This window comes from Pseudomonas sp. DCB_AW (genome assembly GCF_026240895.1).
GTDB lineage: Bacteria > Pseudomonadota > Gammaproteobacteria > Pseudomonadales > Pseudomonadaceae > Aquipseudomonas > Aquipseudomonas kermanshahensis.
In genome coordinates this window covers 1-11,578 of sequence record NZ_JAPFCE010000105.1, presented here as the reverse complement: position 1 = coordinate 11,578, position 11,578 = coordinate 1, and the positions used below count along the sequence as shown (strand labels likewise).

The following is an 11,578-nucleotide window of genomic DNA, read 5'->3' as shown; positions in this document are numbered from 1 at the left end:
GCACCGCCGCTCCTACAGGTCAGTGGTATTCCTGTGGGAGCGGCGGTGCGGCGGTCCGACTTGCCCGCGAAAAGGCCGGTGCTGGCAATCAACGATAGGTCGGCAAGGCAAACCGCTGCTGGCTCTGCAGCATCGAAATCACCGGCAGCTCGCTGGCCTGTTCAGCCAGGTCGCGACGGATGGCGCTGATCGCCCAGGACAGCTGCTCGGCGCTGTGCAGTTGGCCGTAGGTCAACACGCGGCGGGTAACCTTGCCATCAGCGGCGCGCAGGGTGAGCAAGACACCACCATCGGGGCGGGGCTGGGTTGCGACCTGGTAGGCCGAAAACACCGAGACGAACTTTTCCTGGATGAGGTCCATATCAACTCCTGACTGTTGTGTGGCAGACGTGAGTTGATGGTTGCAGTGACCGTGCCAGAAACTGATTAAGTTAAAAATCCTTTAAATTCAGTGGCTTATGATGATGTTGTAAGGATCTCTTCGTGCAACCTGCAAGGTCGTGCATTTTGCACAGTGCATTTTGCACGGCCTGCCGGCCACCTATCGGCCCGATAGAATCTGAACCTTTGACCGCATGGCCTTGCCTGACAAAGACTTGGGCAACCATTTTTGCCAGGAGGTTCAACATGTCCACCGTCCAACCCTCGCCTGCCGCCATGACCGATGACGAAACCGCGGCCTTCGCCGAGCAGGTGTTCGAACGCGCCCGCCAAGGTGACGCCCCGATGCTTGAGCGGTTGCTTGCCAGTGGCCTGCCTGCCAACCTGCGCAACCACAAGGGCGACACCTTGTTGATGCTGGCCTGCTACCACGGCCACCATGACGCGGTGCGCGTGCTGCTGGAGCACGGCGCCGACCCATTGATGGCCAATGACAATGGCCAGCTGCCAATCGCTGGCGCCGCGTTCAAAGGCGACCTGGCCATGATCCGCTTGCTGCTGGAGCATGGGGTGCCGGTCGATGCCGCCGCGCAGGACGGGCGCACCGCGCTGATGCTGGCGGCCATGTTCAACCGCAGCGAGATCCTCGACTACTTGCTGGCCCAAGGTGCCGACCCGGCACACCAGGATGCCCGCGGCGCCACCGCGCTGATGGCCGCGCAAACCATGGGCGCGGCAGACGCCGTGGCGCGCCTGCAGGCGCTGGCCGGCTAACTGTTCGGGGGCGTTTGCGGCTATCCTTGGCGACTTTTCACCGGTCGCAGGCCCCCCTTCATGAAAAACCAATTGCTCGAACTCATCACCCTCATCGGCGCCGGTTGCATGCGCGATGAAGACATCGAGCGCATTGCCGACGAGGCCGCCCAGGCCTACGCCGACCCCGTCGCCTTCCTGGCGGCCAACCCGGACATCAACTACGACGACACTTTCCCCATCCCGTTGGGGGAGTGGATCGTGCTGGGCAGCCTGCCGGACACCGTGCTGTTCCAGGCTGACAGCTATCAGGACCTGTTCCAGAACATCACCGACTCGTTCGACAAGAGCGTGCCGTTCACCCTCAAGCCCAAGCAGCTGGCGCGCACCGAGCCACTGACCGCGCTCAATCGCATCCAGGTGCAGATGGGGGCGTTGAACAAGGAGGCGGGGGGTTATGTGCTGCTGAACTTCAGCCAGTTGCTGGATGATGAATTGCAGATGGTGATGGTCGGCCAGCATGACCTGGCACGGGTGCTGGAGCTGGGGGCTGAGGTGGGGATCAAGACCGAGCCGGCTTTGGAGGCTTTGAAGGTCGCGGTTCACGTCTGATTTGTCGGTTGGCTGTACCGGCCTCTTCGCGGGGCAAGTCGGACCGCGAAGAGGCCGCTACAGGCAGTCGAAGAACTCAGCCCAGCGCCGTATCCAGAAACATCATCACCCCGAACCCACCCATCAACCCCAGGGTCGCCGCCGTCTGGTGGCCATTGCGATGGGTCTCGGGAATCACCTCGTGGGACACCACAAAAATCATCGCCCCCGCCGCCAACCCCATGCTTATCGGGTAAGCCAAGGCAAAACCAGTGGAAATCCCCAGGCCGATCACCGCACCCAGCGGCTCCATCAGCCCTGAACCCACCGCCACCAACGCCGCCTTCATGTTCGACAGCCCCGTGGCGCGCAACGCCAAGGCCACGGCCAGGCCTTCAGGGATGTCCTGGATGGCGATCGCGCTGGTCAGCGGCAGGCCGATGTTCATGTCGCCATTGGCGAAACTCACCCCAATCGCCATGCCTTCGGGCAGGTTGTGCAGGGTAATCGCCAACACGAACAGCCACACCCGGTTGATGCGCTCTGCCTCCGGGCCGCAAGGGCCAGTGCTCTCGTGCTCGTGTGGGGTGAAGCGGTCCAGGCCCAGCATCAGCAATACCCCAAGGCCCATGCCCAGCACCACGGTAAACGCCGCCGCCGGGCTGTTGCCGGTGATCTCGCGGGCGGCATCCAGGCCCGGCAGAATCAACGAAAACGAACTGGCGGCCAGCATCATGCCGGCGGCAAAGCCGAGCATCACATCCTGGGTGCGCGCACTCACATCACGCAGCACCACCGCCAGTACCGCGCCCAGGGCGGTGGCGCCAAAGCCGGACAAACCGCCCAGCAGCGCCAGGTGCAGGTTGTCGGCATGGTCGCCATTGACCGCGTTCCACAGGCTTGCCGCCAGCAGCACGATCACCGCCAGCAGGCTCAACCCCAGGCCGGCGCTGAGCCAGGGGGTAGTCAGCACCTGTTGCCGCCAGGCGCTCAGCAGCGAGGGTGGGGTGGCGGTTTCGGAATGGGCTGGGGGCATGCGAACCTCGAATCAATGAATACAGGCAGTCTAAGCAAGGACCTGCACGATCGGCCAAGGATTCCCTTCTATCGACGTGATAGCTGGCTATGCTGTGCTGCAACGTCTTTGCAAGGGAGTAGCGGCATGGGGTCTACATTCAATAGCCTGGTTGGCCTGATCATTCTGGCCCTGGATATCTGGGCGATCCTCAATGTGATCAAAAGTGGCAGCGAAGTGGGCATCAAGGTGCTGTGGATTCTGCTGATCGCGCTGCTGCCGGTGATAGGGCTGGTGATCTGGGCAATTGCCGGGCCCAGGGGCAATGTGCGGATCTGATAGCGGACATAAGCAGAAATGCGGCCGTGACAAAATTTTCACATTGGTTTAAACAGAATCCGCACCCGCACAATGCTGCGTTGGTATTAACCTTCGCCATCTCCGCAAACCCGCAATCCTAGGACTTTCCCATTCATGGCTAACACGGATGCCTTGAAACAGGGCGCGCGAGCGTCGTTCGCGCCGACCCTGAAATCCCACCTGGCCTACACGCTGCTCAGCGGCCTGGTCATCCTGCTGATGCTCAGCCTCGTGCGCCTGGCGCTGTTGGTCTACAACAGCGACATGATCGGCGATACCCCCTATGCGACTGTCGCCGAAGGCTTCCTGAACGGGTTGCGCTTCGACCTGCGGGTGGTGGTGTACATCAGCATTCCGCTGCTGTTGGCCATTCTCAGCCCTTGGGCCATGGCCCGGCGTGGCGTGTTCCGGCTGTGGCTGACCCTCGCCTCCAGCGTGGTGATGTTCCTCGGCCTGATGGAGATGGACTTCTACCGCGAGTTCCACCAGCGCCTCAACGGCCTGGTGTTCCAGTACATCAAGGAAGACCCCAAGACCGTCATGAGCATGCTCTGGTACGGCTTCCCGGTGGTCCGTTACCTGTTGGCCTGGGTCATTGGCACCTGGCTGCTGAGCCTGCTGTTCAAGGGCGTCGACCGCATGACGCGCGGCGGCCAGCCGACCGGCGCCACCCCGCAGCGCAGCGTAGCGCCGTGGTACAACCGCCTGGCGGTGTTCATGGTGATCCTGCTGGTGGCCGTGGTCGCCGCCCGTGGCACCCTGCGCCAGGGCCCGCCGATGCGTTGGGGTGATGCCTTCACCACCGACTCCAACTTCGTCAACCAGCTGGGCCTGAACGGCACCCTGACGTTGATCGATGCTGCCAAGAGCCGCTTCGGCGAAGACCGCGCCAACATCTGGAAGCCGGTGCTGGACCAGCCGCTGGCCACGCAGACCGTGCGTGAGCAACTGCTGACCGCCCACGACACCCTGGTCGACGCCGACGAAGCCGCGATCCGCCGTGACTTCGTGCCACCGGCCGACCGTACCCTGCCGATCAAGAACGTCGTGGTGATCCTCATGGAGAGCTTCGCCGGCCACTCGGTGGGCGCCCTGGGCAGCCCTAACAACATCACCCCGTACTTCGACAAACTGGCCAAGGAAGGGTTGCTGTTCGACCGCTTCTTCTCCAACGGCACCCATACCCACCAGGGCATGTTCGCCACCATGGCCTGCTTCCCCAACCTGCCAGGCTTCGAATACCTGATGCAGACCCCGGAAGGCGGGCACAAGCTGTCGGGCTTGCCAGCATTGCTCAGCGCCCGCGATTACGACGACGTGTACGTCTACAACGGTGACTTCGCCTGGGACAACCAGTCCGGTTTCTTCGGCAACCAAGGCATGACCACGTTCATTGGCCGCAATGACTTCGTCAACCCAGTGTTCTCCGACCCGACCTGGGGTGTGTCCGACCAGGACATGTTCGACCGTGGCGCTGAGGAGCTGGCCAAGCACGACGGCAAGAAGCCGATCTATGCGCTGCTGCAGACCTTGTCCAATCACACGCCGTACGCGTTGCCCAAGGACCTGCCAGTGGCGCCTGTGACCGGCCAGGGCCGCCTGGACGAGCACCTGACGGCCATGCGTTATTCCGACTGGGCGTTGGGCCAGTTCTTCGAGAAGGCGCGCAAAGAGCCGTACTTCAAGGAGACCCTGTTCGTCATCGTCGGCGACCACGGCTTCGGCAACCACCAGCAGGTCACCGAGCTGGACCTGGGCCGCTTCAACGTACCGCTGCTGCTGATTGCCCCGGGCATACAGGAGAAGTTCGGTGCGGTCGACCACACCGTCGGCACCCAAGTCGACATTGTGCCGACCATCATGGGCCGTCTGGGTGGCCAGACCCGTCATCAGTGCTGGGGCCGCGACCTGCTCAACCTGCCTGAGGGCGACCAGGGCGTGGGCATGATCAAGCCGTCGGGCAGCGAGCAGATCGTGGGTTTGGTGCAGGGTGACCGCATCCTCATCGAGTCCAAGGACATGAGCCCGCGCATGTACCGCTACCAGCTGGGCAGCGAGTTCAAGGCCGAGCTGATCGAAAGCCCGGACCAGCCGGAAATGCTGAAAAAGCTTGAAGCGTACATCCAGACGGCGACCAAGAGCCTCTTGGACAACACCGCTGGCGTCGTGCACGGCACGCCGAAGTAACCCCCAGCAGGCGCGCCTAGTGTCCCCGTCAGGCGCGTCCGCTGTCCCCGGCACGCGCGCCTGTCATCGCCGGCTGCCGCGTCTATCATCGCCGGCTGCCGCGTCCGTTGTAGGAGCAGCCTTGTGCTGCGAAGAGGCCAGTGAAAGCACCGTAGATCTTTGGTGTTTACACTGGCCTCTTCGCAGCACAAGGCTGCTCCTACAAGGGCCACCGCAAAACCCTGCCAATTGAAGGGCCACCGCAAAACCCTGCCAATTCAAGGACCACCGCAAAGCCCTGCCAACTGAACAAATCCCCCCGCCCAAGGTCAAGCTATACAGGCGCCACACACCCGGCGTTCTTCAGATCGAGGGCTCGTTCCATGAAAGAGTGGGAAGTCATCTTTGCCGACCAGAAAGGCGAACCGACGTCATTGCGGCTGCGGGCTGAACATTGCCCCAGCGAAGAAGACGCGGCCCGTGCCATTCGCTCGCACTTGTTTCCGGTCATGGATGAATTGGACCTCAACGACTTCCAGGACCGTGCACCATCCCCCACGGCGCGCTGGCTCAAAGAGCAAAATGGCGTAACCATCACCCGTATCCAGGAAGCTTCCTGAAGCTTGCGTTGACGTGGTGCCCACGCAGGCACTACGCTGGACCCAGGTGCCGGCCTATTCTGCGGGTCGGCACCCATAACATTCGCGTCTTGCATCAGCTCTATACAACTCGATCTGCCCGGCACCGCCGGCAGGTACGTAGTGCCCGGAAAGTCTATCCATTGCATTGCAGGAGGACGATTCATGAGCAGCCAGAACGACGATATCAGCAGCAATGTCCTGCGCCAGATGAAAGCTGGCGGTTTTGACTTCACCCGCATCCACCCCATCGAGTTCTACGCAGTATTCCCTGATGAAGCCGGCGCGCGACGGGCAGCCGGGCAATTTCGTGGCGAGTCCCTCAACGCCCAGGTACGCGAACGCAAAGACGGCGCCTGGCACCTTGAACTGAGCAAGGTCATGTATGCCACTTATGGAGGGATTGGCGACTTCGAAGAAACGTTCGAGCAACTCGTTTCACCGTACGGTGGCGAGGTCGAAGGATGGGGCGTCAAGCAAGAGCGACTGTGCGCCTGACCCTGACTCACCCACTGCCGCTCCACAGGCTTATGCACCTCCCTGTAGGAGCGGCCTTGTGCCGCGAAGGGCCGCCAAGCGGCCCCAACCTCTCAGGGCTTACGCCCCGCCATATGCCCCAGATAAGCCAGTAGCGCATCCAGCTCCTGCTCGCTCAACACAGCCTCTGTAAACCCCGGCATCTTCGCCTGCGGCCACGTTCGAAGGCTTTGCGGGTCACGGATCAGCTTGCGCAAAAATGCCGGCTGGAAGTACTCGGTAGGGTTGTGCGGCAGGTTCAAGTCCGGCCCAAACTGGGCATCACCCGCGCCATTGAGGCGGTGGCAGGCCAGGCAGTTCTGCTGGAACAACGCAAACCCCTGGCGCACCGGGTTATCGGCCGGGAGCTTCGGGTCTGGCAGCAGTGCCGGAAAACGCTGCTCCACCGAGGCCAGGCGGCGGATGCTGGCGATCTGGAACGGCCACTGCTCCGGGCGGATGCCGCTGGCCTGCGGTGCTGTCCAGACCAGGTAGAACGGCCCGGCGCTCGGCTTGCCTTTGCCCAACGCGGGCCACGGTTTGGCCGGGTCTTCGACGGCCAGCCAAGCACGCGCCGGCCCTTGCTGCAGCAGCGGCGCGGCAGGCATTTCGGCAGCAAAACCATCCAGCGCGACGGCTTGCAGGTGGTCGTTCGCACCCACGCCCTGCAGCAGCACAGCCAAGGGGACGGCGCGATACTGCATGGGGCGCTTATAGGAAACGTCCTGCTCGATGCTGATGTCGCGCGCCTGCGGGTGGGCTAGCAGCTCGGCACTGCTCCACTGGCGCGAGGTGTCGCCCAGCTCAAGGTGCAGCTGCGCAGCCGACACTGGCAGGCTCAAAAGCAGGGCGAGTAGGGCAAGGCAGTGGCGCATGGGAAATCTCCGACCTTCAAGGCCGGCAGGTTACATGCGCGCTGCCTGTTGACGCCACAGCCACCGTCAGCCGAACAAACGTGTCAGGTTCGGCAGTATCAGCAATAGAGTCGTGGCGAAGAGAATGAGCCCTGCTTGGCGTATTTTCGATTGTCTGAACATGGCGGACCGCCTTCTTGTTGTTATTCCTGAATACCCGTTGGCTTCCCTGTCGCGTTTCGGGTCGATCGCAGTGGCGTAAGTTGACGCCTGTTCTGCTTGCCTCTTGAAAGTCGATATACAACCAACAGTAGGGTGTGCGTCATCCATGTTTGAGAACCCTTTGTTCTAATTGTAAGGTTGGTTAATTTCATTGGGTTATGAGGCCAATGGCCAGCTGGCTGGCATGCTCTCGCTAGACAGTGGCGTTACTGCAAACGACACGCCGGCAAAATATGACCGTTCGTCAGTGCGGCCTACTTGCTTGTACGTGCCTTTCGCGGCAGTCTCTACAGCAGATTCCCACCCATGTCGTTCAGGACTATTTCTATGTCGTTACGCATCTGCATCCTGGAAACCGATGTCCTGCGACCGGAGTTGACGGCGCAGTACCACGGCTATGGCAGGATGTTCGAGCAGCTGTTCTCGCGTCAGCCGATCGCCGCCGAGTTTCGCGTGTACAACGTGATGAACGGCGACTATCCCGCCGACGATGAAGTGTTCGATGCCTACCTTGTGACGGGCAGCAAGGCCGATTCGTTCGGTTCCGATCCCTGGATCCAGACGCTCAAGGCTTACTTGTTGAAACTCTACGCGCGGGGCGAGAAGCTGCTGGGCGTGTGTTTTGGCCATCAACTGCTGGCCTTGACCCTGGGTGGTAAGGCCGAGCGCGCCGAGAAGGGCTGGGGTGTGGGCATCCACCGTTATTCACTGGCGGCGCATGCGCCCTGGATGGACCCGGAGGTTTCCGAGCTGACCCTGCTGATCAGCCACCAGGACCAGGTCACCGAGCTGCCGGAAGGCGCGACCGTAATTGCCTCCAGCGACTTCTGCCCCAACGCGGCCTACCACATTCGTGACCAGGTGCTGTGCTTCCAGGGGCACCCGGAGTTCGTGCATGACTACTCCCGTGCGTTGCTGGATGCGCGGCAGACGTCGTTGGGGGATGAGGTGTACCACAAGGCCATTGCCAGCCTGGCCACCGAGCACCAGGGCGACCTGGTGGGCGAGTGGATGTTGCGGTTCATTGGGCAGTCGGTGAGTAAAGACAGCGTGGCGTGATGGCCGGGGGCCGCACAGCGGCCCCAACATCAGCGCTGTACCTGTAGGAGCTGGCTTGCCTGCGATGGGCCGCACAGCGGCCCCAACATCTCAAAGCCAACCCGACTTCTTGAAGCTGGCATACAACCCCGCACACCCCAACCCAATCACCCCCAGCACACCAAAGTACCCGTACTGCCACGCCAGCTCCGGCATGTTCTGAAAGTTCATCCCATAAATCCCGGCAATCGCCGTAGGGAAGGCCAGAATCGCCGCCCAGGCCGCGAACTTGCGTTGCACGATGCTCTGGCGCGACGACTCCAGCAACATGCCGATCTCGATGGTCTGGCTGGCAATATCGCGAATGCTGACCAGGTCTTCCATCTGCCGCGTGACATGAATCTGCACATCGCGAAAATACGGTCGCATGTTCTTGTCGATGAACGGAAAGCTCAGGCGCTGCAGTTCTTCGCTCACCTCCAGCATCGGCGCCACGTACCGGCGCAGGCGCAAGATGTCGCGCCGCAGGCTGTGCAGGCGGCGGATGTCATCCTCTTGCAGCGAACCGCCCAGCACGCTCTGTTCCAGTTCTTCGATTTCGCCATGGATCGCTTCGCTGACCGGCTGGTAGTTCTCGGTCACGAAGTCGAGCAGCGCATACAGCACGAAATCCTCGCCATGCTCCAGCAGCAGCGGCCGTGCCTCGCAGCGTTGGCGCACCAGGGCGTAGGATTTCGAGTGCCCGTTGCGGCAGGTGATGATGTAGCCATTGCCAGCAAAGATATGGGTTTCGATGAACTCCAGCTTGCCTTCATGACGCACCGGCGAATAGGTGACGATGAACAGCGCATCACCGAAGGTTTCAAGCTTGGGCCGGCTGTGCTTTTCCAGCGCGTCTTCAATGGCCAGCTCGTGCAGGTTGAACTGCCGCTGCAGGTTGGCCAACTCCTCGGCGTTGGGTTCTTCGAGGCCGATCCAGACGAAGTGGCCGGGCTTGCGCGCCCATTCGCTGCCTTCGTCGATGCTGATGTTAGTGACCTTTCTGCCGGCGCTGTACACCGCCGACGCCACGACTCGACCCATGGTTGTCCACTTATTCGATTGAACACCCTTACAGCTTGGGCTGTAAGGGCCGAGAGGGCAACCTAGCGGCGTGCGAGTTCATCTTCCATGTGGTCGATGCACTGCTGCATCTGGCTGCGGCACTGTTCGACCAGGGCGGGGATGTCGCGCTGGCTCAAGCCCGCCGTGGCAATCGGCGGCAGCGAGCGCACGATCACTGTCCGTTGCCGCCAGCTGTTCAGGTTCAAACGCCGGGCATAGCGGCTGACGCACACCGGCACGATCGGCACACCGGCTTCGATGGCCATGTGAAAGGCGCCTTTCTTGAACGCCAACAGGTGGTCTGCCGGGTTGCGGGTGCCCTCGGGGAAAATCCAGATCGATGTATCGTCCTGCAGCACCCGCGTGGTCTTTTGCAGCGCCTTGCGCGCCTGGTAGGCATTCTTGCGGTCGATCAGCACGTTGCCGCCCAGCCAGAACAGCTGGCCGAACAACGGGATCCAGCCCAGGCTTTTCTTGCCAATGGCCACGGTGCGCGGCGGCACTGCCTGGCCAATGAGGAACAGGTCGAAGTTGGACTGATGGTTGGCGATGATGACGCAACCGGGCGGGTGATCGAACAATGGGCCGACTTCGGCCTTGACCTTGACGCGCATCAGCCAGGCGGCCGGCACGCTGTAAAGCCGGGCAAATACCCGGCTGTTGTCGGGGTTGAAGGGGCGGCACAGGCCGATAATCAGGCCTACAGCGCCAACCAGCAGAAAATGCAGGGCCAGCAGGAGCATGCGCAACGAATAAAGCATGGGATGACTCACACCGGATAGTCGCATTCCAGTGTACGACTGTGCACTCAAAGAGGCAAACCTGGGGTGAGTCTGTCGACCTGCAGGGTTAGCCCATGTGGTTCTGGTCCAGCTCGATAGCCTTGTCCAGAGCCTCCAGCAGGCCCTTGCGCACCTTCAGCTTGGTGTTTTTGTGCGCCAGCATGTTCAGCTTCTTCAGTTCACGGGCCGCAGCCAGGGCCGCCTCGTGCAGTTGCTCGGCCGGCACCACCTTGTCGAGGAAGCCGGCGTCCAGTGCGCCTTGCGGGTCGAAGATCTCGGCGTTGATCACCGAGCGGTGGAAGGCCGAGCGGCGCAGGCGGTCGCGGGCCAGTTCGATGCCGGCATGGTGCATGGTCATGCCGATCTGCACTTCGTTCAGGCAGACCTTGTAGGGCCCGTCGACACCAATGCGGTAGTCGGCCGACAGCAGCAGGAAGGCCCCTTTGGCCACGGCGTTACCGGGGCAGGCGACGATCACCGGGAACGGGTGCGACAGCAGGCGGCGGGCGAGGGTGGAGCCGGCGGTAACCAGGCCTATCGCCTCCTTGGGGCCACTGGTCATGACCTTGAGGTCGTAGCCGCCAGACAGAATGCCCGGCTGCCCGGTGATGATCACCACGGCACGTTCCTGTTCGGCGCGGTCGAGGGCTGCGTTGAAGGCAGTGATGACATCCGGCGAGATGGCGTTGACCTTGCCGTTGTTCAGGGTCAGGGTGGCGATGCCGTCTTCGGCGTGGTAGGTAATCAGCTCGCTCATGGCAGAGTCCTTTTGTTGGCGTGGCGACGACGTTACCCAGCGCCGTGGGCCAGGTAAAGCAGCAAGGCTGACTGGCCGGTCAGCGTTTACCGGGCCTCAAATGCAAATGCATGAAAAATTTGAAAAAAATGCTTGCCAAAGGAAAGGCCTTCCACTAAATTAGCGCGCCTCGACAGGCTGAAAGGCTTGAAGAGAAAACGGTGAAGTGTCCGAGTGGTCGAAGGAGCACGCCTGGAAAGTGTGTATACGAGAAATCGTATCAAGGGTTCAAATCCCTTCTTCACCGCCGCAGTGGCCAAGGTCATGGACGTGCAACTGGCCATCGACTTCCTGCGCTACATGGCCGGCTGGGCCACCAAGATCGAGGGTAGCACCGTCGAAACCTCGATGCCTTTGATGCC

General features: G+C 61.7%; 13 protein-coding genes and 1 tRNA gene. 8 read left to right on the top strand and 6 right to left on the bottom strand.

The genetic code is table 11. The features are described 5' to 3' along the window. Positions 1-88 precede the first annotated feature (88 nt). Positions 89-361 carry a DUF3509 domain-containing protein gene (locus OO306_RS26850; RefSeq protein ID WP_027596016.1) on the bottom strand — a complete coding sequence of 91 codons (273 nt, stop codon included), beginning with the start codon at positions 359-361 and terminating at the stop codon, positions 89-91. 266 nt (positions 362-627) lie between these two features. Here OO306_RS26850 and OO306_RS26845 point away from each other — a divergent pair, with 266 nt between their 5' ends. Together OO306_RS26845 and OO306_RS26840 are read left to right on the top strand one after the other, a co-directional pair. After that, positions 628-1,155, top strand: a complete 528-nt coding sequence (locus tag OO306_RS26845; protein WP_027596017.1) for an ankyrin repeat domain-containing protein — start codon at positions 628-630, stop codon at positions 1,153-1,155. A 60-nt stretch (positions 1,156-1,215) separates the two neighbouring features. Next, positions 1,216-1,746, top strand: a complete 531-nt coding sequence (locus OO306_RS26840) for a hypothetical protein (RefSeq protein ID WP_186703666.1) — start codon at positions 1,216-1,218, stop codon at positions 1,744-1,746. A gap of 76 nt (positions 1,747-1,822) precedes the next feature. Here the strand turns inward: OO306_RS26840 and OO306_RS26835 are convergent, their stop codons facing one another. Continuing rightward, the gene (locus tag OO306_RS26835) at positions 1,823-2,761 is read right to left on the bottom strand and encodes a ZIP family metal transporter (protein WP_265970300.1); all 939 of its coding nucleotides are present in this window, start codon (positions 2,759-2,761) and stop codon (positions 1,823-1,825) included. 126 nt (positions 2,762-2,887) lie between these two features. Here OO306_RS26835 and OO306_RS26830 point away from each other — a divergent pair, with 126 nt between their 5' ends. From OO306_RS26830 to OO306_RS26815, 4 genes are all read left to right on the top strand, one after another. Continuing rightward, positions 2,888-3,079: a PLDc N-terminal domain-containing protein gene (locus OO306_RS26830; RefSeq protein ID WP_027596020.1), complete on the top strand. Its 192-nt coding sequence runs from the start codon at positions 2,888-2,890 to the stop codon at positions 3,077-3,079. Between the two features lie 135 nt (positions 3,080-3,214). Continuing rightward, on the top strand, positions 3,215-5,287 hold the full coding sequence (locus OO306_RS26825) for an LTA synthase family protein (protein ID WP_265970299.1): 2,073 nt from the start codon (positions 3,215-3,217) through the stop codon (positions 5,285-5,287). 362 nt (positions 5,288-5,649) lie between these two features. Then, positions 5,650-5,886, top strand: coding sequence for a hypothetical protein (locus OO306_RS26820; RefSeq protein WP_099428586.1), 237 nt, complete (start codon positions 5,650-5,652; stop codon positions 5,884-5,886). A 183-nt stretch (positions 5,887-6,069) separates the two neighbouring features. Then, positions 6,070-6,402, top strand: a complete 333-nt coding sequence (locus OO306_RS26815) for a ribonuclease E inhibitor RraB (RefSeq protein WP_027596023.1) — start codon at positions 6,070-6,072, stop codon at positions 6,400-6,402. Positions 6,403-6,494: 92 nt separating this feature from the next. On the opposite strand, the gene OO306_RS26810 is transcribed toward OO306_RS26815, so the two are convergent. After that, entirely contained in the window at positions 6,495-7,295 is an 801-nt protein-coding gene (locus tag OO306_RS26810; RefSeq protein WP_265970298.1) for a cytochrome c, read from the bottom strand. Between the two features lie 528 nt (positions 7,296-7,823). Between OO306_RS26810 and OO306_RS26805 the strand changes: the two genes are divergently transcribed. Beyond that, positions 7,824-8,555, top strand: coding sequence for an amidotransferase (locus OO306_RS26805; protein ID WP_027596025.1), 732 nt, complete (start codon positions 7,824-7,826; stop codon positions 8,553-8,555). A gap of 90 nt (positions 8,556-8,645) precedes the next feature. On the opposite strand, the gene OO306_RS26800 is transcribed toward OO306_RS26805, so the two are convergent. The 3 genes from OO306_RS26800 to OO306_RS26790 all read right to left on the bottom strand — a co-directional run bounded on the left by OO306_RS26800 (position 8,646) and on the right by OO306_RS26790 (position 11,177). Next, positions 8,646-9,617 (bottom strand): magnesium and cobalt transport protein CorA, encoded by a 972-nt coding sequence (locus OO306_RS26800; RefSeq protein WP_099428589.1) that lies wholly within the window; start codon positions 9,615-9,617, stop codon positions 8,646-8,648. A 62-nt stretch (positions 9,618-9,679) separates the two neighbouring features. After that, positions 9,680-10,399: a 1-acyl-sn-glycerol-3-phosphate acyltransferase gene (locus OO306_RS26795; protein WP_265970297.1), complete on the bottom strand. Its 720-nt coding sequence runs from the start codon at positions 10,397-10,399 to the stop codon at positions 9,680-9,682. 88 nt (positions 10,400-10,487) lie between these two features. After that, positions 10,488-11,177, bottom strand: coding sequence for a crotonase/enoyl-CoA hydratase family protein (locus OO306_RS26790; RefSeq protein ID WP_265970296.1), 690 nt, complete (start codon positions 11,175-11,177; stop codon positions 10,488-10,490). A gap of 199 nt (positions 11,178-11,376) precedes the next feature. On the opposite strand from OO306_RS26790, the gene OO306_RS26785 reads away from it, so the two are divergent. Next, positions 11,377-11,463: transfer RNA gene (locus OO306_RS26785), tRNA-Ser, on the top strand. Positions 11,464-11,578 lie beyond the last annotated feature (115 nt).

Coding starts and splice junctions, on each gene's coding strand:
- OO306_RS26850 (WP_027596016.1), bottom strand. CDS start 361: ATGGACCTCATCCAGGAAAAGTTCGTCTCGGTGTTTTCGGCCTACCAG.
- OO306_RS26845 (WP_027596017.1), top strand. CDS start 628: ATGTCCACCGTCCAACCCTCGCCTGCCGCCATGACCGATGACGAAACC.
- OO306_RS26840 (WP_186703666.1), top strand. CDS start 1,216: ATGAAAAACCAATTGCTCGAACTCATCACCCTCATCGGCGCCGGTTGC.
- OO306_RS26835 (WP_265970300.1), bottom strand. CDS start 2,761: ATGCCCCCAGCCCATTCCGAAACCGCCACCCCACCCTCGCTGCTGAGC.
- OO306_RS26830 (WP_027596020.1), top strand. CDS start 2,888: ATGGGGTCTACATTCAATAGCCTGGTTGGCCTGATCATTCTGGCCCTG.
- OO306_RS26825 (WP_265970299.1), top strand. CDS start 3,215: ATGGCTAACACGGATGCCTTGAAACAGGGCGCGCGAGCGTCGTTCGCG.
- OO306_RS26820 (WP_099428586.1), top strand. CDS start 5,650: ATGAAAGAGTGGGAAGTCATCTTTGCCGACCAGAAAGGCGAACCGACG.
- OO306_RS26815 (WP_027596023.1), top strand. CDS start 6,070: ATGAGCAGCCAGAACGACGATATCAGCAGCAATGTCCTGCGCCAGATG.
- OO306_RS26810 (WP_265970298.1), bottom strand. CDS start 7,295: ATGCGCCACTGCCTTGCCCTACTCGCCCTGCTTTTGAGCCTGCCAGTG.
- OO306_RS26805 (WP_027596025.1), top strand. CDS start 7,824: ATGTCGTTACGCATCTGCATCCTGGAAACCGATGTCCTGCGACCGGAG.
- OO306_RS26800 (WP_099428589.1), bottom strand. CDS start 9,617: ATGGGTCGAGTCGTGGCGTCGGCGGTGTACAGCGCCGGCAGAAAGGTC.
- OO306_RS26795 (WP_265970297.1), bottom strand. CDS start 10,399: ATGCTTTATTCGTTGCGCATGCTCCTGCTGGCCCTGCATTTTCTGCTG.
- OO306_RS26790 (WP_265970296.1), bottom strand. CDS start 11,177: ATGAGCGAGCTGATTACCTACCACGCCGAAGACGGCATCGCCACCCTG.